The following is a 22,314-nucleotide window of genomic DNA, read 5'->3' on the forward strand; positions in this document are numbered from 1 at the left end:
GGTTGACGAGTCATCCTAGCGGCAACTTTTCGGCCCGCCCGGCGTCTTCGCAAACTGATGCCAGATGGCGTCGCAATTTTTGCGTTCGGGCAATGGCAACGGACGAGGTACGCGTAAATTGCTACGAGGCAATTTCCGATTCCTTGACTATCCCATCACGCCATGTCCTATACTTTTTATCAGCCATCCGGCGCCGTTCCGTCCAAGGCCTATCCGTTGGCCGCAGTCTGCATCGCCCTGACGCTGGCCGTTGCCGCCTTGTATGCATGGATCATTCTTCAGGTTCCTGCCTTTTTCGGCTTTTTCCTCTGCTTTGCTTTTGCGTTCGTGATGGCCGGTTTCGCAAAGCATGTGTGCGTGAATGCAAAGGTCCGTCATCCCGTATGGACCGGGCGCTTCGGCCTTTTGCTCGGCGTTAGCGGCTGGTATTTCCAGTGGGTGGCCTGCCTGGTGATGCAGCCGGGTTCCGATCAGGGCATGTCAACGACATTCGCCAGTATCGCAAGAATGGCAGCGCGACCGGACGATGTGCTTGGCCATGTCATGCAGTTCGGTTTGTTGTCTGCAGGCTTCGACCGATACCTGACCGCTGCGGCCTGGCTGGGTGAACTCTGGGTCCTGCTGTTCTTCCCGCTTATCACAGGCAAAATGCGCGCGGAAGAAGTATTTGACGAATCGGCTGGAAAATGGGCGAACCATGTCGAAATGCCGAACAGATTCAGGTTGGTCAGCCAGCCTGCTTTGCTGTGTGCGATCGAATCGCCTTCACACTCTCTGTCGGATATCTTGATGCCGGAGACCGACGAAACGAGTGCGAATTATTCACGGCTCAGGATCTATCGTTGCGAGGATGGGGATCCTCTCGTCTCGGTGCTCAACGTGGAGGTCAAAGGGAACGATGGTCGGCAGAACGTCGTCGAATGCTGGCCTGGCAGATATCTGCGTGTATCCGAGACCGAACTGGCGACATTGCTCGCCGAGACGGCAAAACACGACGGTATCGATGAATGCGATCCGCCCGAGCTTGTACAAGCCATCGAGTGCTTGCATCGCGGCGAATTCGAGGCCGCTTACGCTGAGGCACTGCCTTTCGTCGCCGCGGATGAGCAAGGCTTGTATTGCGATGCCAACCGCATTTGCGCAATCGCGTGTTCCCAGTCCGGGCAATGGAAACAAGCCGTCGTTTACTGGCGCGCCTTGTTCGCCAGGGAGGGGACGGCCCATAATGCCTTGCAGGCAGCAAGCAGCGCCGTCATGGCGGACGAGGTTGAGCAGGGTATCGACTGGATGGAGCGGGCCCATACACTGAATGCGGCTTCGCGAGAAATGTCCAGTGTAACGATCACCACGACCATGCTGTCTGCCCTGACGGCAGCAAACCACCTGACAGCGGCGCTCCCTTTGCTGGAGCAGCTCAGGGATGTCTATGTGGCCTTGCATGTGACCGACCCCACCTTCCTGTTTGGGCACCAGGTGCCGCTGTTCCATGTCTTCCTTGAAAAGAGTGGGGCAATCGTCGGCAAGGTGCTGGGTAAGGGCGAAAGCCGGGCGTGGTACGCCGCGATGCTGCCGCACCTTGATGAGCGCGGCAAGACGGAACTGACGACCTGGCTGGAAGGGGCAGGCGCTTCAAGTTAGTGTCGAATTGGCAAGCAGCACTCGACATTTCCCGGAAATTCGACGCTGACCCGCATTGCCGGGTCGGGGTACAATCGTGCCTCGTTCTTTCCGGCACCTTCTATGTTCTCTCGTCGTCGCTCCCTGATCGCTTGCGCCGCGCTGTTCCTGAGCGCCTGCGGCACCACGCCAACCCCGCCACCGAGCACCCCCGTCGCCCAGCAAGTGACACCGCCTGCGCCGCCGCGCAAGGTGAGAATCGGCCTGGCCTTGGGCGGCGGCGCCGCGCGCGGCTTCGCCCACATCGGTGTGATCAAGGCGCTGGAAGCCCAGGGCATCGTGCCCGAGATCGTGGTCGGCACCAGCGCCGGTTCGGTGGTCGGCTCGCTGTATGCCTCGGGCCTGAACGGCTTCGCCCTGCAAAAGACTGCGCTGGCCATGGACGAGGCCACGATTTCCGACTGGGCGGTGCCGCTGTTCGGCAAGTCCACCGGCGTGCTGAAAGGCGAGGCGCTGCAGAATTATGTGAACAAGGCAGTCAATAACGTGCCGATGGAGCGCCTGAAGATCCGCTTCGGCGCGGTGGCCACCGACCTCAAGACCGGCCAGCCGATCCTGTTCAGCAGGGGCAATACCGGCATGGCGGTGCGTGCGTCGTCCGCCGTGCCGAGCGTGTTCCAGCCGGTGAAGATCGGCGCCAAGTCCTATGTCGACGGCGGACTGGTGGCTCCGGTGCCGGTGAAATTCACCAAGGACATGGGCGCCGAGTTCATCATTGCGGTGAACATCTCCAGCGCCACCGACGGCGCGGCCACCACCAGTTCGCTCGATGTCCTGATGCAGACCTTCAGCATCATGGGCCAGCGCCTGAATCACTTCGAGCTGAAGGAAGCCGATATCGTCATCACGCCCAACCTCGGCAACATGGGCAGTGCCGACTTCAGCAACCGCAACCTGGCGATCCTGGCGGGCGAGCAGGCCGCCGCCGCGGTCATGCCCCAGATCAAGGCCAAGCTCAAGGCCAAACAGCAGCCACAATAAAAGGACCCGACATGCACACCAAGCCTTATCTCACCCTGGAAGACGTCAAGAAGATCGCCCTGGCGGCCGAAGCGGAAGCGCTGCGCAACAACTGGGCCGTTTCCTTTGCCATCGTCGATGACGGCGGCCACCTGCTGTGGTACCAGCGCCTGGACGGCGCCGCGCCGGCCTCGTCGCATATCGCGCCAGCCAAGGCCAGGACCGCCGCGCTCGGCCGCCGTGAGTCCAAGATCTACGAAGACGTGATCAACAACGGCCGCGTATCCTTCCTGTCCGCGCCGGAACTGGAAGGCATGCTGGAAGGCGGCGTGCCGGTGATCGTGGACGGCCATGTCATTGGCGCGGTCGGGGTGTCGGGCGTGAAATCGAACGAAGACGCGCAGATTGCCAAGGCGGGGATCGCGGCCCTGACTGGCGCCTGATCACGAGCTGGTCCGCGTCGACCCCGGAAGGCACCTGCGGGTGCCTTTTGTTTTATTTCGCAAAAGCAGCAAAACGACTTGCCATGCGCCTGTTTTTCGCGGATTTCGGCAAAATCGGCGCCACTTTTGTAAAATTGCTGCATTGCCGAATAGGCCTGTTTCGCGCTATAATTCGGAAGTTTAGCCATTCACACATTTGCCGTAGCGACTACCCACCACCCCCTTATTCAACTAGATATCCAGCTACCGGCACAGGCACGTCTGCCCGGGTTTGTTGGATGTCGGTCTGACGTGGCGCAGCTACGGTAACTTTATTGGGAGTTACCCTTGCCGCCATTTTTTTCTGGCCCAGCTGTCCCGGCCATCCTGGCCCTCGCCGACGGAACGATTTTCAAAGGATATTCCATTGGAGCCGCCGGTCACACGACCGGTGAAGTGGTGTTCAACACCGCGATGACCGGCTACCAGGAAATCCTCACCGACCCCAGCTACTCGCGTCAGATCGTCACCCTGACGTACCCGCACATTGGCAACTACGGCGTCAATTCGGCCGACGTCGAGGCCTCCAAGGTCCACGCCGCCGGCCTGATCATCCGTGACCTGCCGCTGCTGGCGTCGAATTTCCGCTCCACCATGTCGCTGTCGGACTACCTGAAGCAGGAAAACGTGGTCGCCATCGCCGGCATCGATACCCGCAAGCTGACCCGCATCCTGCGTGAGAAGGGTGCGCAGGGCGGCGCCATCGTCACCGGTATCCAGGGCAAGGAACCGCTCGAAGCCCAGGCGCTGGAGCTGGCACGCTCGTTCCCGGGCCTGTCGGGCATGGACCTGGCCAAGGTGGTCTCGGTCAAGGAACCGTATGTGTTCACCGAAACCGAATGGAAGCTCGGCGAAGGCTTCGGCAAGCAAGAGAATCCGCAATACCACGTGGTCGCCTTCGACTACGGCGTCAAGCGCAACATCCTGCGCATGCTCGCCGAGCGCGGCTGCAAGGTGACGGTGCTGCCGGCCCAGGCCACCGCCGCCGACGCGCTGGCGCTGAACCCGGACGGCATCTTCCTGGCCAACGGCCCGGGCGACCCCGAGCCCTGCGACTACGCCATCAAGGCGAGCAGCGAACTGATCGAGAAGGGCATCCCGACCTTCGGCATCTGCCTCGGCCACCAGATCATGGCGCTGGCCTCCGGCGCCAAGACCATGAAGATGAAGTTCGGCCACCATGGCGCCAACCACCCGGTGCAGGACCTCGATTCGAAGAAGGTCCTGATTACCTCGCAGAACCACGGCTTCGCGGTCGACCCGGACACGCTCCCTGGCAACTGCCGCGTCACCCACGTGTCGCTGTTCGACGGCTCGCTGCAGGGCTTCGAGCGTACCGACAAGCCTGCGTTCTGCTTCCAGGGCCACCCGGAAGCCTCGCCGGGCCCGACCGACGTCGCCTACCTGTTCGACCGCTTCATCGGCCTGATGCAAAAGAGCGGAGAAAAAGACAATGCAGAAGGAAAAGTAAATGCCTAAGCGTAGTGATATCAAAAGCATCCTGATCATCGGGGCCGGCCCGATCGTCATCGGCCAGGCGGTCGAGTTCGATTATTCCGGTGCACAGGCCTGCAAGGCCCTGCGCGAAGAAGGCTACAAGGTCATCCTGGTCAATTCGAACCCGGCGACCATCATGACCGACCCGGAAACGGCGGACGTCACCTACATCGAGCCGATCACCTGGAAGGTCGTCGAGACCATCATCGCCAAGGAGCGTCCGGACGCGATCCTGCCGACCATGGGCGGCCAGACCGCGCTGAACTGCGCGCTCGACCTGCACCACAACGGCGTGCTCGAAAAGTACAAGGTCGAGCTGATCGGCGCGACCCCGGAAGCCATCGACAAGGCCGAGGATCGCTCCAAATTCAAGGACGCGATGACCAAGATCGGCCTCGGTTCGGCACGCTCGGGCGTGGCGCACTCGATGGACGAGGCGCGCGCGGTGCAGCGCGAACTTGGCTTCCCGACCATCATCCGTCCGTCCTTCACGATGGGCGGCAGCGGCGGCGGCATCGCCTACAACGAGGAAGAGTTCGAGCAGATCTGCAAGCGCGGCCTGGAAGCGTCGCCGACCAACGAGCTCCTGATCGAAGAGTCGCTGCTCGGCTGGAAAGAGTACGAGATGGAGGTGGTCCGCGACAAGAAGGACAACTGCATCATCATCTGCTCGATCGAGAACCTGGATCCGATGGGCGTGCACACCGGCGACTCGATCACCGTCGCGCCGGCGCAGACCCTGACCGACAAGGAATACCAGATCCTGCGTAACGCGTCGATCGACGTGCTGCGCGAAATCGGCGTCGACACCGGCGGTTCGAACGTGCAGTTCGCGATCAACCCGAAGGACGGCCGCATGATCGTCATCGAGATGAATCCGCGCGTGTCGCGTTCCTCGGCGCTGGCCTCGAAAGCCACCGGCTTCCCGATCGCGAAAGTGGCCGCCAAGCTGGCGGTCGGCTTTACGCTGGACGAGCTGCGCAACGAGATCACCGGCGGCGCCACCCCGGCATCGTTCGAGCCATCGATCGACTACGTGGTGGTCAAGATCCCGCGCTTCACCTTCGAGAAATTCCCGACCGCCGACAGGCACCTGACCACCCAGATGAAATCGGTGGGCGAGGTGATGGCGATGGGCCGCACCTTCCAGGAATCCTTCCAGAAGGCCCTGCGCGGCCTGGAAGTGGGCGTCGACGGCCTGAACGAGAAGACCCGCGACCGCGAGAAGATCGAAGAAGAACTCGGCGAGCCGGGTCCTGAGCGCATCTGGTACGTGGGTGACGCATTCGCCCAGGGCTTCACCCTGGAAGAAGTGCACAACCTGACCAAGATCGACCCGTGGTTCCTGGTGCAGATCAAGGAGATCGTCGACATCGAGCTGTGGCTGGATCACCAGAAGCTCGAGAGCCTGGACAAGCCACTGCTCTACAAGCTGAAGCAGAAGGGCTTCTCGGACCGCCGCCTGGCCTTCCTGATGCAGACCACGCCGCAGGCGGTGCGCGCGCGCCGTCACGAATTGGGCATCCGTCCGGTGTACAAGCGCGTCGACACCTGCGCCGCCGAGTTCTCGACCAACACGGCCTACATGTACTCGACCTACGACGAGGAATGCGAGGCCAACCCGACCGACAAGAAGAAAATCATGGTGCTGGGCGGTGGCCCGAACCGTATCGGCCAGGGCATCGAGTTCGACTACTGCTGCGTGCACGCGGCCCTCGCCATGCGCGAAGACGGCTACGAGACCATCATGGTCAACTGCAATCCCGAGACCGTCTCGACCGACTACGACACTTCGGACCGCCTGTACTTCGAATCGCTGACCCTGGAAGACGTGCTGGAAATCGTCGACCTCGAGAAGCCGGTCGGCGTGATCGTGCAGTACGGCGGCCAGACTCCACTAAAACTTGCGCTGGATCTGGAAGCCAATGGCGTGCCGATCATCGGCACCTCGCCGGACATGATCGACGCCGCCGAAGACCGCGAGCGCTTCCAGCAGCTGCTGCAGAAGCTCGGCCTGCGCCAGCCGCCGAACCGCACCGCGCGCACCGAAGCCGACGCCCTGGCGCTGGCCGACGAAATCGGCTACCCGCTGGTGGTGCGCCCGTCCTACGTGCTGGGCGGTCGCGCGATGGAGATCGTCCACGAGCAGCGCGACCTCGAGCGCTACATGCGCGAAGCGGTCAAGGTGTCGCATGACTCGCCGGTGCTGCTGGACCGCTTCCTGAACGACGCCATCGAAGTCGACGTCGACTGCATCTCGGACGGCGAAGCCACCTTCATCGGCGGTGTGATGGAGCACATCGAACAGGCCGGCGTACACTCGGGCGATTCGGCCTGCTCGCTGCCGCCGTACTCGCTGTCGACGGAGACCATCGCCGAACTCAAGCACCAGACCTCGCTGATGGCCAAGGCCCTCAATGTGGTCGGCCTGATGAACGTGCAGTTTGCGATCCAGCAGTCGGAAGTCGACGGCAAGACCGTGGACACCGTGTTCGTGCTGGAAGTGAACCCGCGTGCATCGCGCACCGTGCCGTTCGTCTCGAAAGCCACCGGCCTGCAGCTGGCGAAAATCGCGGCGCGCTGCATGGTGGGCCAGACCCTGGCCCAGCAGGGCATCACGAAGGAAGTGACGCCGCCGTTCTACAGCGTCAAGGAAGTCGTGTTCCCGTTCGTGAAGTTCCCGGGCGTCGACACCATCCTGGGGCCGGAAATGAAGTCGACCGGCGAAGTGATGGGCGTGGGCGAGACCTTCGGCGAAGCGTTTGTCAAGTCGCAGCTGGCGGCCGGCATCATCCTGCCGAAGAAGGGCACCGTGTTCCTGTCGGTGAAGGGTACGGACAAGCCGCGCACCGTCGGCGTGGCGCGCGAACTGGTGGCGCTGGGCTTCTCGCTGGTGGCCACCAAGGGCACCGCTGCCGTCATCGAGGCGGCCGGCATCCCTGTGCGTTCGGTCAACAAGGTGCTGGAAGGCCGTCCGCACGTGGTCGACATGATCAAGAACCGCGAAATCGTCATGGTGGTCAACACCGTGGAAGAGAAGCGCTCGGCGATCACCGACTCGCGCACGATCCGTACCTCGGCCCTGCAGTCGCGCGTGGTCACCTACACGACCATCGCCGGCGCGGAGGCCGCGATCGAGGGCATGCGCCATCTGGACGAGCTGCGCGTCTATGATTTACAAGGTCTTCATAAAACCTTAAACTAAGCAGCAAGCAGTACCCAACAACCACAGAGCTCGCGCGGGCAGCAATCGCGCGCCTCTGTGGTTTTCACTTGGATCGTCCAATCACGAACAGTACAGACAGACATGAACACTACCGTACCACTGACCAAATACGGCGCCGAACTCCTGAAGGAAGAGCTGCACCAGCTCAAGACCAAGGAGCGCCGTAGCGTGATCGACGCGATCGCCGAAGCGCGCTCGCATGGCGACCTGTCCGAAAATGCCGAATACGATGCCGCGAAAGAGCGCCAGGCCTTCGTCGAAGGCCGCATCGCCGAACTGGAAGGCAAGCTCAGCGCCGCCCAGATCATCGACCCGGCCACGCTCGACGCCGAGGGCCGCGTCGTCTTCGCCTCGACCGTCGACCTGGAAGACCTCGACAACGGCCAGAAGGTGAGCTACCAGATCGTCGGCCTCGACGAAGCCGACCTGAAACTGAACAAGGTGTCCGTCACCTCGCCGATCGCCCGCGCACTGATCGGCAAATATGCCGGCGACGTGGTGGAAGTGCAGGCCCCGTCGGGTCCGCGCGAATACGAAATCCTCGAAGTCCGCTACGTCTGATGGCTGACGCCGGCGCCGCCCGGACGGCAGTGCCGTCCCGTTCCGCATCCCGCCTGGCGGCCGCACGGCTGCTGGCGGCGGTCCTGTGGGCGGGGGCGCTGTGGGCGCTCGGCTATATCGCGGCGCCGGCGGTGTTCGCAGCCGTGCCGAGCACGGTGGCGGGCGATGTCGTGGCGGTGCTCCTGCACCGCCTGGGCTGGGTGTCGCTCGGCTGTGCCGTCCTGATGCTGGTGCTGGTGCGCCTGTCGCCCGACCTCGATGCCGGGCACCGCCGTTCGCTGAACCTGCTGGTGCTGGCGATGCTGGCCTGCGCGCTCGTGATGTGGGCCGGGCTGCAGCCGGCCATGGCGCAGCTGCGCGAGCTGGCCGGGGCGGGCGGGGTGAGGGCGTCGCCGTACTGGACGCAGTTCGCCGTCATGCACGGGGTGTCGCAGCTGTTCCACGTGATCGAGAGTATTCTCGCTGCGGTATTGGTGCTCAAGAGCCGATAGCCCAGGTGTTGTAGGGTGGGCGGGTGTCCCGCCCACGCGTTCAACCGTCGCCCGCGCCGTCGCGTCATTTTACGCTACGAACGTCAGCTTAGAAGGCTGATGCTCCATGAAGGCGGCAGGCGAAAAAAAACCGGGTCGCCCCGGTTGCCTGCGTGGCCCCGAATCACTTGTTCAGTGAATTCTTCTTGGTAGAAGCCTGGCGCGGCTTGGCGCGCTTGATGTTGCCGCCTGCGGTAACGCGCTCATTCCCCTTCAGCATGACCTTGGTGACGCTCGGCTTCTTGGTGCCGCTGGCGCTGGCCTTGACGATGGTAACTTCGCGCATGCCCTTGCCGGCCTTGCTGCTGCGTTCCTTGACGGTTTCTTTCTTCGGACGGTAGAGCACCAGCAGCTTGCCGATGTGCTGGACCGGCGCCGCATCGAGGTCCGCGCAGATCTGTTCGTACATGGCGATGCGGGCTTCGCGGTCGTCGCCGAACACGCGCACCTTGATCAGGCCGTGCGCGTCCAGGCTGCCGGCGATTTCCTTCATGACCGATTCGGTCAGGCCGGATTCGCCGATCATGACGACTGGGTTGAGTCCGTGGGCTTCGGCGCGCAGTGCGCTGCGCTCGGCCGGAGTGAGTTTAAGCATAATAATTTTTGAATTACCTTTAAAAGCAGTATTCTACGCGAATGGCCAAGAACAAATTAAACAAAAACTGGTTACACGACCATATTAACGACCCCTACGTCAAACTGGCCCAGAAAGAGGGTTACCGGGCTAGAGCAGCCTACAAGCTGAAGGAAATCGACGAGAGCGAAAAGCTGATCAAGCCCGGGCAGGTCATTGTCGACCTCGGCTGCACCCCGGGCAGCTGGGCCCAGTACACCCGGCGCAAGCTGGCCGGCGCGGAGAGCGGCGGCATCCATGGCACCATCATCGGGCTCGACATGCTGCCGATGGATCCGATCGCCGACGTCCAGTACATCCAGGGCGATTTTCGCGAAGAAGAGGTGCTGGGCCAGCTCGACCTGTTGCTGCAGGGCCGCAAGGCCGACCTGGTGCTGTCCGACATGGCGCCGAACCTGTCCGGGATCCCGACCGCCGATGCGGCGCGAATGGAACACTTAATCGACCTGGCAATTGAGTTTTCTCAACTTCATATGAAACCGGGCGGGGCATTGCTGGTGAAGTGCTTTAAAGATATGGGATTTACCCAGATACTGGAAAAGTTTCGTACTGAATTCAAAACCGTCAAGCAGGTCAAACCCAAGGCCAGCCGCGACAAATCGTCCGAAATTTTCCTGCTCGGGCGTGGTCTGAAGAATCCAGTAGCGTAAATTTGTCCCGAAACTGCTGTTTTGCCCTTGATATTCGGCGTGGCAGCCACACATCAGCCGCGTAAGCCTGGCTGCGCAATGAATGCGTGGCCGGTCTGGCATGAAAAAATGGCATTTCAGCACTATTGCCTATGTCGCGTAGCGGCGTCGGCTTATTGCGGGTAAAATCGTCATACTGAAATCGGTAGAGATGCGGTCCGCATCGGAGGAGTTTTCGTGAATAATATGTTTTCCAAATCCGCCATCTGGGTGGTCGTTGCGCTGCTGTTGTTCATGCTGTTCAAGCAGTTCGACAACCACAGCGTCGCCGGCGGCAGCAAGACCATCGCTTATTCCGAGCTTCTCGACGAGGTGAAGGCGCGTCGCATCAAGGACGTCGTGATCGAGGGTTCGAACATCACGGCGACCAAGAGCGACGACACCAAGGTGCGCGCCACGGCGACCATCCTTGATCGCGGCCTGATCGGCGACCTGCGCGAAAACGGCGTGCGCTTCGACGTGAAGCCGCCGGAAGAGCCATCGTTCCTGCAGCAGGTCTTCATCTCCTGGTTCCCGATGCTGCTCCTGATCGGCGTGTGGGTGTTCTTCATGCGCCAGATGCAGGGCGGCGGCAAGGGCGGCGCTTTCTCCTTCGGCAAATCGAAGGCGCGCATGCTCGATGAAACCAACAACACCGTGACCTTCGCCGACGTTGCCGGCTGCGACGAGGCGAAAGAAGAAGTCTCGGAAATCGTCGACTTCCTGAAAGACCCGACCAAGTTCCAGAAACTGGGCGGCCGTATCCCGCGCGGCGTGCTGATGGTCGGCCCTCCGGGCACCGGCAAGACCCTGCTGGCGCGCGCCATTGCCGGCGAAGCGAAAGTGCCGTTCTTCTCGATCTCCGGTTCCGACTTCGTCGAGATGTTCGTCGGCGTGGGTGCGTCCCGTGTCCGCGACATGTTCGAGAACGCCAAGAAACACTCGCCCTGCATCATCTTCATCGACGAGATCGACGCCGTCGGCCGCCACCGCGGCGCCGGCATGGGCGGGGGCAACGACGAGCGTGAACAGACCCTGAACCAGCTGCTGGTCGAGATGGACGGCTTCGAAGCCTCCTCGGGCGTGATCGTCATCGCCGCGACCAACCGCGCCGACGTGCTGGACAAGGCGCTGCTGCGTCCGGGCCGTTTCGACCGCCAGGTGATGGTGGGCCTGCCGGACATCCGTGGTCGCGAACAGATCCTGAACGTGCACATGCGCAAGGTGCCGATCGGTACCGACGTCAAGGCCGATATCCTGGCGCGCGGCACCCCGGGCTTCTCGGGCGCCGATCTGGCCAACCTGGTCAACGAGGCGGCGCTGTTCGCGGCGCGCCGCAGCAAGCGCCTGGTCGAGATGATCGACTTCGAAGACGCCAAGGACAAGATCTACATGGGCCCGGAGCGCAAGTCGATGATCATCCGCGAGGAAGAGCGTCGCAACACGGCGTACCACGAGTCGGGCCATGCGGTGATCGCCAAGCTGCTGCCGAAGGCGGACCCGGTGCACAAGGTCACCATCATGCCGCGCGGCTACGCCCTCGGCCTGACCTGGCAGCTGCCGGAGCACGATGCACTGTCTGGTTACAAAGACAAGATGCTGGAGGAAATCTCGATCCTGTTCGGTGGCCGTATCGCCGAGGAGATCTTCGTGGGCCAGATGTCCACCGGCGCGTCGAACGACTTCGCCCGCGCGACCAAGCTGGCCCGGTCGATGGTCACCCGCTTCGGCATGTCCGAAAGCATGGGCGTGATGGTCTACGAAGACAGCGAGAACGAAGGCTTCTTCGGCGGCGCCACCAAGACTATTTCGGAAGCGACGCAGCAGAAGGTCGACGCCGAGATCCGCGCGATCCTCGACACGCAGTACGCCCTGGCGCGCCGCCTGCTCGAAGAAAACCGCGACAAGGTCGAAATGATGACCAAGGCGCTGCTCGAATGGGAAACCATTGATGCCGAGCAAATTAACGACATCATGGCCGGACGCGAGCCGCGCCAGTCGCCGACCAGCATCCTGACCAAGCGCACGCCTCCGGGCGACGGCGGTTCGGGTGGCGTGGCGCCGAACGCCACCGCACCTGCTTGATCGCCTGACTCATCCCGGCAAAAGGCATCCATCCGGATGCCTTTTGCTCGTTAACACGTTTCGATTTGCCATGCCCAAGAACCTGCAATGCGGCCAGTACAGCTTCGCGCTGGACGGCCCGGCTTCTACCAGTCCGGTCGTGATGGGCATCCTCAACCTCACGCCCGATTCCTTCTCCGACGGCGGCCGCTACCAGGGCCTCGAATTCGCGCTGTCGCATGCCGAGGAAATGCTGCGCGACGGCGCCGGCATGATCGACATCGGCGGTGAATCGACCCGTCCGGGTGCACCGTTCGTGGCGGTGGCCGAAGAATTGGCGCGTGTGATGCCGGCCCTGTACGCGCTGCGCACCCTCGACGTGGCGCTGTCGGTCGACACCTGCAAACCGGAAGTGATGCGTGAGGCGATCGTCGCCGGCGCCGATATGATCAACGACATCAACGGTTTCCGCGCGCCTGGCGCCATCGAAGCTGTGCGCGACAGCGATTGCGGCCTGTGCGTGATGCACATGCAGGCCACGCCGCAGACCATGCAGCAGGCGCCCAGCTACGTCGACGTGGTGGGCGAGGTAATCGCGTTCCTGAACGAGCGCGTGGACTGCCTGGTGCGCGCGGGGATCGCGCGCGAGCGACTCTGCATCGATCCGGGCTTCGGTTTCGGCAAGTCGGTCGAGCACAACTATGCGCTGCTGCGCCACCTCGGCCGCATCGGTAGTGAAGTCGGACTGCCGGTGCTGGCCGGGCTGTCGCGCAAGTCGATGATCGGCGCCGTCACCGGCCGGCCGGTAGAGGAGCGGATGGCGGGCAGCGTGGGCGGGGCATTGGCTGCGGTAGCGCATGGCGCTAGAATTGTACGTGTTCATGATGTAGCAGAGACGGTCGATGCGCTGAAGGTATGGCGTGCCGGCACTCAAGACGAATAATCACGATTGAATCGGAAAAGAGAACAAGAATGGCACGGAAATATTTCGGTACGGATGGTGTACGCGGTCTGGTGGGAGTCGCCCCAATTACCCCTGAATTCGTCATGCGCCTCGGTTACGCGGCCGGCACGGTGCTGGCCAAGGGCGGAAAGTCGAGCAGCGGCCGCCCGGTGGTCCTGATCGGCAAGGACACCCGTATCTCGGGCTACATGCTGGAAGCCGCCCTCGAAGCGGGCTTCTCCGCGGCCGGCGTCGACGTCATGCTGGCCGGCCCGATGCCGACCCCGGCGATCGCCTACCTGACCCGCGCGCTGCGCCTGCAGGCCGGCGTCGTGATCTCGGCCTCGCACAATCCTTTCCAGGACAACGGCATCAAGTTCTTCTCCGGACACGGCACCAAGCTGCCCGACGCGGTGGAGCTGGAGATCGAAGAGGCCATCGACCAGCCGATGGGCTGCGTCCCGTCCGACAAACTGGGCCGCGCGACCCGCCTGCGCGACGCCCAGGGCCGCTACATCGAATTCTGCAAGAGCACCTTCCCGAACGAACTCGACTTGCGCGGCCTGAAGATCGTGGTCGACAGCGCCCACGGCGCCGCCTACAACATCGCCCCGCACGTGTTCCATGAACTCGGCGCCGAAGTGGTCTCGATCGGCGCCCAGCCGGACGGCTTCAACATCAATGCCGGCGTCGGCGCGACCGCGCCGAAAGCGCTGTCGGAAGCAGTGGTGGCCAACAAGGCCGACCTCGGCATCGCGCTGGACGGCGACGCCGACCGCCTGATCATGGTCGACGCAGCGGGGCGCGTCTACAACGGCGACGAGCTGCTGTACCTGATGGTACGCGATCGCATGTCGACCGGCCCGGTGGCCGGCGCCGTCGGCACCCTGATGACCAATATGGCGCTGGAAGTCGCATTCAAGCAGATGGGCATCGGTTTCGCGCGCGCCAAGGTCGGCGACCGCTACGTGCTGGAAGTGATGCAGGAGCGCGGCTGGCTGTTCGGCGGCGAGAGCTCGGGCCACCTGCTGGCGCTCGACAAGCACACCACCGGCGACGGCATCGTGTCGGCGCTGCAGGTGCTGTCCGCGCTCAAGCGCAGCGGCAAGTCGCTGGCCGAATGCTGCAGCGAACTGAAGCTGTATCCGCAGACCTTGATCAACAAGAAAGTGGCGCCGGGCTTCGACTGGACTGCGGATGGGGCAGTGGTGGCCGAGAAGGAAGCGGTCGAGCGCGAACTCGGCGATTCGGGCCGCGTGCTGATCCGTGCTTCCGGCACCGAGCCATTGATTCGCGTCATGGTCGAGGCTAAGGAAGCGGAACTGGCCGACAGCATGGCCCGCCGCATCGCCGACAAGCTCGCGGTCTGACTACGCGCGGGCAAAACGGTGCGCGCCGATTTGACGCGCACCCCCGTGCGGGAGTATGATCAGGCCTCACATCGGAGTGTAGCGCAGCCCGGTAGCGCACCTGGTTTGGGACCAGGGGGTCCAAGGTTCGAATCCTTGTACTCCGACCAAAGTTTTTCTGCGGGCTGTCGTTCGACAGCCCGTTTCATTTGCGGTGGTCCAGCAAGCCGGGCTCGCGCACTGTCGTCATCTGCCCATAGCTCAGTTGGATAGAGCATCAGCCTTCTAAGCTGAGGGTCGCTGGTTCGAACCCAGCTGGGCAGGCCATCCACCCATTTCGGACCGTATGCTTTTCCTGACTGTTCCCTATGCCGAGAAGGATGAAGCGAAGGCGCTCGGCGCCCGCTGGAATCCGACCAAACGCCGCTGGTACGTGCCCGATGGCGTCGCCACCGCAGCCTTCGCCAAATGGGCCGGGGAGGGCGTCGACGCCGCAACGCCGGCTGCTGCTGCGGCAAAGTCCGGTGGCCGCGTCGACAGTTACCAGGGCAAGACCGTAACCGGCACCAATTACGTCGCGCTCGAGCACGGCTGCAATCCTTTCGAATCCTGCGAGCAATGTAGCGCGGCACTGGCGGGCACCGAATGGTTCAAGGCACGCCAGCACCTGGCCGGCGTCGTCTCGAAGCTGTAAACGCAACGCAAGCCTGCGTACCGTCGTACCGGCAAGCGAACGGCGTCCGCAGCGCTGCTGTGTTAACGTCCCGGCAGCGCGCACCGCTCCCGGACGCGCGCCTTTCCGGAGCGCGCCCATGTTGTTCGTACGACTCGCACGATTGTTCCAGCCCTGCATTCACCTGGTCGTCCTGGCCATCGCCCTGGGCAGCATGCTGCCGGCCGTCCACGCCGCCGATGCGCCCGCCACGCTGGCCACGCCGATGCAAGGCGAGACCTTCACGCTGCAACTGGCAGGAGACGGCGCCGCGGCGCCGGATGCGAGCGCCGGCACCGTGCAGTTCATCGGCACCGCGACCGTCATCGTCCGCTTCCAGGGCTTTACGATCCTGACCGACCCGAATTTCCTGCACAAGGGCGACCATGTCCACCTCGGCTATGGCCTGACGTCCGAACGCAAGACCAATCCGGCCATCCGCTTCGAGGACCTGCCGCCGATCGACCTGGTCGTACTGTCGCATTTCCACGGCGACCACTTCGACCAACTGGTACGGGAAAAGCTCAACCGCGCCACCCCGATCGTCACCACCAAGGAGGGTGGCGAGCGGCTCAAGCGTTTTGGATTCACGCGCACGTTCGGCCTGAGCAGCTGGGACCGTCTCGAGGTCGCCAAGGGCGCGGCGCGGCTGCGCATCACTGCGACGCCGGGACGCCACGGCCCGGCCGGCGTGGCGGTGCTGCTGCCCAAGGTGATGGGATCGATCCTCGATTTCGGCGCCACGCCGGAGTCGCCCGACTACCGCATGTACATCAGTGGCGACACCCTGGTGTACGACGACATCCGCGCCATTCCGGAACGTTTTCCGAACATCGACCTGGCCTTGCTGCACCTGGGCGGCACCCGCATCCTGGGCGTGGTGAAGGTCACGATGGACGGCAAGGACGGCGTGCGCATGATGCAGGTGGTGCGTCCCAGGAAGACCGTGCCGATCCACTACAACGACTACGACGTGTTCAAGTCGCCCCTCGAGGACTTCGCGCGCGAAGTCAAGGCGGCGGGCCTGGAGAAGGATGTGGTCTATCTTGCACATGGCGAAAGCTACGCATTCAGCCGAATACAGCGCTAGCAGGGCAGCGGCGGGGCAAACTGTTTCAATCATGCGACTCCCTTCAATCGTGCATGCTCGCCTTGCCGCCGAGTAAACGCTATGATGCCAGCCTGACAATAACCGTTTCCCAGCCACGGCATGCCCCGAGCGCAAGACTCCAGCCCGAACGACCCCCTTGCCCGGCGCGACCGGCGGCTCGTCACCGGCATCGCGGTCTCGGCGCTGCTGCACGGCCTGTTGTTGTCGCTGCAGTTCGGCATTCCCGGCTTCGATGCCGGCCCGGGCGGGCCGATCCAGGTCACGCTGGCGCCGCCGCCCGCACTTGCCCCCGTCCCCGCCCCGGTGCAGGCTCCCGTCGAGACGCCTGCCTTGCCCTTGCCGCCGTTGACACCCTTGCCGGTCCAGTCCGCCGCGCCCGCCAGGGGCTTGCGGCTGGTCGATCCGCGCCCCCAGCAGGTCGAGCTGGCGCAAGCCGTGCAGCCCAAACCTGCCGCCCGGCCGGTCCGGCGCCAGAAGCCGAAGCGCCGGGCGCCGGTGGCGCCACCCCTGATCGCCTCGACGGCGCGGCCCGACGCGCCATTTGCAGTCGCCCCGCCGCCAGCCGAGATCGAACCCGACAGCACGCCGAGTGTCGTCAGCAGTGACGCCGAGGCCGTGCCCGAACCCGACCAGGTGGCGATCGCGGCGGCCGAGGACGAGCAGGCGCGCGACGCCGAGCGCCAGCGCCACGAAGAAGCGGACCGCATCGCTGCGGCCGAAGCCCGCCAGCGGCTCGAGGCGGACACCGCGCGCCTGTTACGCGAAGAGCAGGAAATCGTCACCAGGCGCGAACGCGAGGCGCTGGCCCAGCGCGAGGCCGCCTTGCAGGCGGAGGAGCGCCAGCGCCTCGAACGGCAGCAGGCGGAGCAGAAATTCGCCGAGCAGGAAGTCGCTGCCAGGCAGCTTGCGCAACAGCAGCTGATCGAGCGTCAGCAGGCCGAACGGCGCGCAGCCGAGCAGGCGGCGGCCGAGCTGGCGCAGGTCGCCCGCCAGCTGGCGGAACGCCAGCGTGCCGAAGCCGAGCAGCAGCGCCAGCGCGAGGAGGAACTGGCGGCACTGGCGGCAGCGGCGCGCCAGGCGGAGCAGCAGCGCGCTGCGGAGCTGCGCGAGGCGGAGCGCATGGTAGCGGAACGCCTTGCCGCCGAACGCCGCGCGGCCGACGAGCTCGAGCGCCTGACGCAGGCCCGCGAACGCCAGCGTGCCGACGAGCTGGCGCAGCGCCAGGCCGCCGACGAACAGGCACGCCGCGTGGCCGAGGAACGGGCCAGGTCGGAACGGCTCGCGCGCGAGCTTGCAGAAAAAGCGGCAGAAAAAGCGGCGGAAGTAGCGGCGGAAGAAGCGGCACGGCGCGCCGCCGGCGAGCGGCTGGCCGGCGCCCCGGGTCCGGCATCGGCCGGCAGCGCTGTGCCCGGTCCTGGCGGTCCTGGCAACAGCAATGGCAATGGCAGCGGCGGGGGCGGCGATGCGACCCGGCCGGGCACCGTTCCGAGCGGCGCCATGGCCAGCCGTGCCCGCGAACTGCTGCGCGGCCTGACGATCCCGAACGTGGCGCCGCCTCCGGCGCGTCCCGCCGGCGACGCCCTTGGCGCGCGCCGGGCGCTGGCCGATGGCGCCGAGCGCGACGTACCGCTGCGCCTGTACGTCGACAGCGTGCGCCAGAAACTGGAACGCACCGCCGTCCTCGGCGGCGCCAGCTTTTCCCGGCGCGAGGTGCGGATCGATCCGCTGGTCAGCCTGACGCTGCGCAGCGACGGCAGCATCGACGACATCACCATCGTGCGCTCGAGCGGCCGCGCCGACCTGGATGACGCGGTACGCCGCTTCGTCCATCTCAACGCCCGCTATTCCGCCTTCCCGCCGAACGTCGCCGCACGCTTCGACATCATCGAGATCCGCCGTGTCTGGCGCTTTGCCGACGGCCTGAAGTTACTCGAGGAACTGCGCTGAGCCGCTGCATGCCCGCAGTTTGATCAGGTACAAAGCCTGGCCTGATGGACACCGTACGCTGAACTGAACCGTTCAAGTATGACGTCTATTTTTGATAGGCAACAATCATGGCTGCGATTTGTTCAGTTGCAATATCGGGTTGCCGGCCGCTGGTACAGACCCTGGCACTGGTGCTTACCTTCTCGGCCCTCCTTCCGGGCTGCACCACCGGCATCGGGTTCGCCGCAGGCGGCAAGGACAGCGGCGGCAGGGCGCCTCCCACCGAGCTGATCACCGAATCGCTCATCGACGCGGAGCGGCGCGCGCATGCCGACCAGTCCCGGCAAGACCTGTCGCCTTTGATCGAGCGCAATCCCGCGCCCTACACCATCGGCCAGGGAGACGTGTTGTCGATTGTCGTGTGGGACCATCCGGAACTCGCCGGCAGCGGCATGACCACCGCCACCGCCTCGGTCGACAGCGGCACGGCGCCGCCCAACGCGGCCCAGCCCGGTTTCGCCGTCGACCACATGGGACGCATCCAGTTCCCGCTGATCGGCTTGCTGCATGTGGAGGGGCAGACCGAAGAGCAGGCCAGGGCGCTCCTGACCAAGAAGCTGGCGCGCTACATCGCCCAGCCCAGCCTCACGCTGCGCGTCCAGTCCTACCGCAGCAAGCGGGTCTACATCGATGGCGAAGTGAAGGCGCCGGGCCTGCAGGCGATCAACGACATTCCCATGACCCTGGTCGAAGCCCTGAACCGTGCCGGCGGCGTGTTGCCCAGCGCCGACCAGAGCCGCATCATGATCGAGCGCGGTCCCAGCCGCTACATGATCAACCTGCGCGACCTGGTGCAGAAGGGCGTCAACCCAGGCACCGTGCTGCTCAGGCACGGCGACGTCGTGCGCGTGCATTCGCGCGACGAAAGCAAGGTCTTCGTGTCCGGCGAGGTCGTCACGCCGAAAGCACTCACCATGCACAATGGCCGCCTGACCCTGAACGAGGCGCTCGGCGAGAGCGGCGGCGTCAGCCCCTTGAGCGGCGATGCGCGCCAGATCTACGTGGTGCGCAAGACCCCCGAGCGCACCCGCGTGTTCCAGCTCGATGCGCGCGTGAGCGGCGCCCTGGCAATGGCCGAATCCTTCGAGCTGCGGCCCAAGGATGTGGTCTATGTCGCCGCCTCGCCGCTGGCCAACTGGAACCGTCACCTGAGCCTGCTGTTCCCGGGCGCCCTGACCTCCGCGGTCGGCGTGACGACGCGTCCCTGAGCACCCGACCCCGAGCACGCCCATGAGCACCATCCCGAGCACTGTCCCCAGCACTGTCCCGAACACCGCTACCGAGCAAGGTCCGCAATCATGAGCAATCCCGCCGACGCCCACCCGCTGACCCACATTTCGCACAGCCCGCCCGTGCTGTCGGTGCCCTTCGATCCGCGCCCACCCGAGCCCCTGCCCGAGGAGCCCACGGTCGACCTGAAAGGCTATTTCAATACGCTGTACGACAGCCGCTGGCTGATTGGCAGCATCACGGCCTTCATCACCGTGGTGGCGGTGCTGTACGCGCTGGTGGCCAAGCCGGTGTACGAGGCCAACCTCATGATCCACGTCGAAGAGGAAAGCCCGAACGCCTCCAAGAACATCCTGAGCGAGGCCTCGTCCCTGTTCGAGACCAAGAAGGCGGCCATCGCCGAGATGGAGCTGCTGCGTTCGCGCATGGTGGTGTCGCGGGCGGTGGACAACCTCCAGCTCTACATCGAAGTGCAACCGAAATACTTCCCGGTGGCCGGGTTCTGGTTCGCCACCCAGAACGCCGGCAACCTGTCGAATCCCGGCCTGTTCGGTTATGGCGGCTATGTGTGGGGCGGCGAAAAGGCCGACGTATCGGTGTTCGAGGTGCCCGAGTCCTGGCTGAACCGCGACTTCGTGCTGACCGCGCGCGCCGGCAACCGCTACCGCTTCTCCGGCGGCGGCCAGCGCCTTGCATTCGACGGAACCGTCGGCCAGCGTTACCGGGTACCACTCCCGGATGGCATGCTGGAGATCAAGGTGGACCGGCTGTACGCGAACCCGGGGGCACGCTTCCGCATCAAGCGCAAGTCGCGCCTGGGGACGATCCAGGCCATCCAGAGTTCGATGGTGATCACCGAGCAGGGCAAGCAGTCGGGCGTCATCGAAGTCAAGCTGCAGGGTGAAAGCTCGACCCGCATCAACAGCCTGCTGAGCGAGATCGGGCGCGAGTACATGCGCCAGAACCTGGCGCGCAAGACCGAGGAAGCCGAGAAGTCGCTCGCCTTCCTGAACCAGCAGTTGCCCATCCTCAAGCGCCAGCTGGAGCAATCCGAAGACCGCTACAACCAGTTCCGCAATGCGCACGGCACCGTCGACCTGCGCGAGGAAGCCCGCATGAGCCTGACGCAAGCCGCGGCGGCGCGGACGCGGCGCATGGAACTGCTCCAGAAGAAGACCGAGCTGCTGGCGCGCTTCACCGAAGACCATCCGGTGGTGATGGCGATCAACCGCCAGCGCAAGGAAGTCGACACCGAGATCGAGGCCATCGCCAGCCGTATCCGCACCTTGCCGGAGATCGAACAGGACGAGGCGCGCCTGACCCGCGACATCAAGGTCAACACCGACCTGTACACGGCGCTGTCGAACACCGCGCAGCAGCTGCGCCTGATCTCCGTCGGGCGGGTCAGCAACGTGCGCCTGGTCGACGCCCCGATCGCGCCGGAGAAGCCGATCAAGCCGAACCGGCCGCTGATCGTTGCGATGGCAGTGGTAACCGGGCTGTTCCTTGGGACGCTGATCGCCTTTACCCGCAAGGCCATGCGTGGCGGCATCGACGACCCGCAAAAGATCGAACGCATGCTGCGCGCGCGGGTCGTGTACGCCTCGATCCCGCACAGCGGCAACCAGGACAAGCTGATGCGAAAGTCCAAGCCGGACGGCGTCCTGCCGCTGCTGGCCCAGATCCTGCCGGAAGACCCGGCCGTCGAGAGCTTGCGCAGCTTCCGCGCCGCCTTGCAGTTCTCCATGCCGCACTTCAAGAACAATGTCGTCATGATGGCCGGCCCGACGCGCGACCTCGGAAAATCCTTCATCGCCGCCAACTTCGCGGCCGTGATGGCGGCCAGCGGCAAGCGCGTGTTGCTGATCGACGCCGACATGCGCAACGGGCACCTGCACCGCTACTTCGGTGTCGATCGCGGCAAAGGCCTGTCGCGTGCAATCGCGGGCGGTGCGAGCGTCGACGAGGTCGTCCATCGCGACGTGCTGGAGCGGCTCGACTTCATCCCGACCGGCGAATTACCGACCAACCGGGCCGAATTCCTGCTGCACCTGAACTTCGGCACCCTGCTCGAGACGGTCAGCCCGCAGTACGACCTGGTGCTGATCGACCCGCCGCCACTGCTGGCCGTGGCCGACGCCCTGATCATCGGCGCACATGCCGGCGCCGTGTTCCTGGTGACCCGCGCCGCCGTGACCACCGAAGGGCAGATCAACGAATCGATCAAGCGCCTGAACCATGCAGGGATCTCGCCGCGCGGGGTGTTGTTCAACGACATGGCCCTGCGGCTGGGAGACTTCCGCTCGCAGTACGGCGGCGGACCGCAACTGGCTTACGTGGCCTGAGCGCCCGCCAGGCGAAAATGTTCCATGCGCAGGTCCGGCATCGAGCCGTGACACGGCCCAGCGGTCTTGCTTGGCTCGTGCCGCTTCATACCGGCGATCGCTCAGGTCCCTGATCCGCCGGAGTGTCCAGCAGGCCGAGTAGCTAGCGCCTGAGCACGGGGAGACCCGCTCACGCACCGCAGTTCTCAGTCCGCATGAACCGGCATGCGCCGGCGTCTTCCCATCATCCAGAATGCCGTGCCGCGCGACTTGGCCGGTGCGCGGGTTTGCGGCGGGCAGTGCAGGGCGAATGTCGCCGACTCGCGAATGCGATACGGACCGGCGCCGACACCCGTTTGG

General features: G+C 64.3%; 17 protein-coding genes and 2 tRNA genes. 18 read left to right on the forward strand and 1 reads right to left on the reverse strand.

The window, feature by feature from the left end; genetic code table 11:
• Positions 1–162 precede the first annotated feature (162 nt).
• The 7 genes from AC56LU_RS10480 (at position 163) to AC56LU_RS10510 (ending at position 8,894) form a co-directional block, all read left to right on the forward strand.
• Positions 163–1,638 (forward strand): hypothetical protein, encoded by a 1,476-nt coding sequence (locus AC56LU_RS10480; protein ID WP_497175537.1) that lies wholly within the window; start codon positions 163–165, stop codon positions 1,636–1,638.
• Between the two features lie 102 nt (positions 1,639–1,740).
• Positions 1,741–2,658 carry a patatin-like phospholipase family protein gene (locus AC56LU_RS10485; RefSeq protein WP_497175538.1) on the forward strand — a complete coding sequence of 306 codons (918 nt, stop codon included), beginning with the start codon at positions 1,741–1,743 and terminating at the stop codon, positions 2,656–2,658.
• Between the two features lie 11 nt (positions 2,659–2,669).
• A complete protein-coding gene (locus tag AC56LU_RS10490; RefSeq protein ID WP_497175539.1) occupies positions 2,670–3,080 on the forward strand; it encodes a GlcG/HbpS family heme-binding protein in 411 nt (136 codons plus the stop codon).
• Positions 3,081–3,407: 327 nt separating this feature from the next.
• Entirely contained in the window at positions 3,408–4,598 is a 1,191-nt protein-coding gene (gene carA, locus AC56LU_RS10495) for a glutamine-hydrolyzing carbamoyl-phosphate synthase small subunit (protein ID WP_497175540.1), read from the forward strand.
• Positions 4,591–7,821, forward strand: a complete 3,231-nt coding sequence (carB, locus tag AC56LU_RS10500; RefSeq protein ID WP_497175541.1) for a carbamoyl-phosphate synthase large subunit — start codon at positions 4,591–4,593, stop codon at positions 7,819–7,821. Before carA ends, carB begins: the two co-directional genes overlap by 8 nt.
• A gap of 102 nt (positions 7,822–7,923) precedes the next feature.
• Entirely contained in the window at positions 7,924–8,403 is a 480-nt protein-coding gene (greA, locus tag AC56LU_RS10505; RefSeq protein ID WP_497175542.1) for a transcription elongation factor GreA, read from the forward strand.
• Entirely contained in the window at positions 8,403–8,894 is a 492-nt protein-coding gene (locus AC56LU_RS10510) for a DUF4149 domain-containing protein (RefSeq protein ID WP_497175543.1), read from the forward strand. Before greA ends, AC56LU_RS10510 begins: the two co-directional genes overlap by 1 nt.
• 163 nt (positions 8,895–9,057) lie before the next feature.
• Here AC56LU_RS10510 and yhbY read toward each other — a convergent pair whose 3' ends face one another.
• A complete protein-coding gene (yhbY, locus tag AC56LU_RS10515; protein ID WP_497175544.1) occupies positions 9,058–9,528 on the reverse strand; it encodes a ribosome assembly RNA-binding protein YhbY in 471 nt (156 codons plus the stop codon).
• 41 nt (positions 9,529–9,569) lie between these two features.
• On the opposite strand from yhbY, the gene AC56LU_RS10520 reads away from it, so the two are divergent.
• The 11 genes from AC56LU_RS10520 (at position 9,570) to AC56LU_RS10570 (ending at position 21,975) form a co-directional block, all read left to right on the forward strand.
• A complete protein-coding gene (locus AC56LU_RS10520) occupies positions 9,570–10,217 on the forward strand; it encodes an RlmE family RNA methyltransferase (RefSeq protein ID WP_497175545.1) in 648 nt (215 codons plus the stop codon).
• Positions 10,218–10,433: 216 nt separating this feature from the next.
• A complete protein-coding gene (gene ftsH, locus AC56LU_RS10525; protein WP_497175546.1) occupies positions 10,434–12,320 on the forward strand; it encodes an ATP-dependent zinc metalloprotease FtsH in 1,887 nt (628 codons plus the stop codon).
• Between the two features lie 70 nt (positions 12,321–12,390).
• Positions 12,391–13,242: a dihydropteroate synthase gene (gene folP, locus AC56LU_RS10530; protein WP_497175547.1), complete on the forward strand. Its 852-nt coding sequence runs from the start codon at positions 12,391–12,393 to the stop codon at positions 13,240–13,242.
• 29 nt (positions 13,243–13,271) lie between these two features.
• Positions 13,272–14,612 carry a phosphoglucosamine mutase gene (glmM, locus tag AC56LU_RS10535; protein WP_497175548.1) on the forward strand — a complete coding sequence of 447 codons (1,341 nt, stop codon included), beginning with the start codon at positions 13,272–13,274 and terminating at the stop codon, positions 14,610–14,612.
• 72 nt (positions 14,613–14,684) lie between these two features.
• Positions 14,685–14,761: transfer RNA gene (locus tag AC56LU_RS10540), tRNA-Pro, on the forward strand.
• Positions 14,762–14,841: 80 nt separating this feature from the next.
• A tRNA-Arg gene (locus tag AC56LU_RS10545) sits at positions 14,842–14,918 on the forward strand.
• Between the two features lie 19 nt (positions 14,919–14,937).
• Entirely contained in the window at positions 14,938–15,285 is a 348-nt protein-coding gene (locus tag AC56LU_RS10550; RefSeq protein ID WP_497175549.1) for a DUF5710 domain-containing protein, read from the forward strand.
• 118 nt (positions 15,286–15,403) lie between these two features.
• Entirely contained in the window at positions 15,404–16,393 is a 990-nt protein-coding gene (locus AC56LU_RS10555; protein ID WP_497175550.1) for an MBL fold metallo-hydrolase, read from the forward strand.
• 120 nt (positions 16,394–16,513) lie between these two features.
• Positions 16,514–18,361 carry an energy transducer TonB gene (locus AC56LU_RS10560; RefSeq protein ID WP_497175551.1) on the forward strand — a complete coding sequence of 616 codons (1,848 nt, stop codon included), beginning with the start codon at positions 16,514–16,516 and terminating at the stop codon, positions 18,359–18,361.
• A gap of 170 nt (positions 18,362–18,531) precedes the next feature.
• Complete coding sequence (locus AC56LU_RS10565) at positions 18,532–19,608, forward strand: polysaccharide biosynthesis/export family protein (RefSeq protein WP_497175552.1); 1,077 nt, start codon at positions 18,532–18,534, stop codon at positions 19,606–19,608.
• A 90-nt stretch (positions 19,609–19,698) separates the two neighbouring features.
• Entirely contained in the window at positions 19,699–21,975 is a 2,277-nt protein-coding gene (locus AC56LU_RS10570) for a polysaccharide biosynthesis tyrosine autokinase (protein WP_497175553.1), read from the forward strand.
• Positions 21,976–22,314 lie beyond the last annotated feature (339 nt).

It is taken from the genome of Telluria sp. PB2R4 (genome assembly GCF_059685695.1).

What these genes read in the sequence shown, in the direction of transcription:
- AC56LU_RS10480 (WP_497175537.1), top strand. Translation starts at nt 163, where the DNA reads ATGTCCTATACTTTTTATCAGCCATCCGGCGCCGTTCCGTCCAAGGCC.
- AC56LU_RS10485 (WP_497175538.1), top strand. Translation starts at nt 1,741, where the DNA reads ATGTTCTCTCGTCGTCGCTCCCTGATCGCTTGCGCCGCGCTGTTCCTG.
- AC56LU_RS10490 (WP_497175539.1), top strand. Translation starts at nt 2,670, where the DNA reads ATGCACACCAAGCCTTATCTCACCCTGGAAGACGTCAAGAAGATCGCC.
- carB (WP_497175541.1), top strand. Translation starts at nt 4,591, where the DNA reads ATGCCTAAGCGTAGTGATATCAAAAGCATCCTGATCATCGGGGCCGGC.
- greA (WP_497175542.1), top strand. Translation starts at nt 7,924, where the DNA reads ATGAACACTACCGTACCACTGACCAAATACGGCGCCGAACTCCTGAAG.
- AC56LU_RS10510 (WP_497175543.1), top strand. Translation starts at nt 8,403, where the DNA reads ATGGCTGACGCCGGCGCCGCCCGGACGGCAGTGCCGTCCCGTTCCGCA.
- yhbY (WP_497175544.1), bottom strand. Translation starts at nt 9,528, where the DNA reads ATGCTTAAACTCACTCCGGCCGAGCGCAGCGCACTGCGCGCCGAAGCC.
- AC56LU_RS10520 (WP_497175545.1), top strand. Translation starts at nt 9,570, where the DNA reads ATGGCCAAGAACAAATTAAACAAAAACTGGTTACACGACCATATTAAC.
- folP (WP_497175547.1), top strand. Translation starts at nt 12,391, where the DNA reads ATGCCCAAGAACCTGCAATGCGGCCAGTACAGCTTCGCGCTGGACGGC.
- glmM (WP_497175548.1), top strand. Translation starts at nt 13,272, where the DNA reads ATGGCACGGAAATATTTCGGTACGGATGGTGTACGCGGTCTGGTGGGA.
- AC56LU_RS10550 (WP_497175549.1), top strand. Translation starts at nt 14,938, where the DNA reads ATGCTTTTCCTGACTGTTCCCTATGCCGAGAAGGATGAAGCGAAGGCG.
- AC56LU_RS10555 (WP_497175550.1), top strand. Translation starts at nt 15,404, where the DNA reads ATGTTGTTCGTACGACTCGCACGATTGTTCCAGCCCTGCATTCACCTG.
- AC56LU_RS10560 (WP_497175551.1), top strand. Translation starts at nt 16,514, where the DNA reads ATGCCCCGAGCGCAAGACTCCAGCCCGAACGACCCCCTTGCCCGGCGC.
- AC56LU_RS10570 (WP_497175553.1), top strand. Translation starts at nt 19,699, where the DNA reads ATGAGCAATCCCGCCGACGCCCACCCGCTGACCCACATTTCGCACAGC.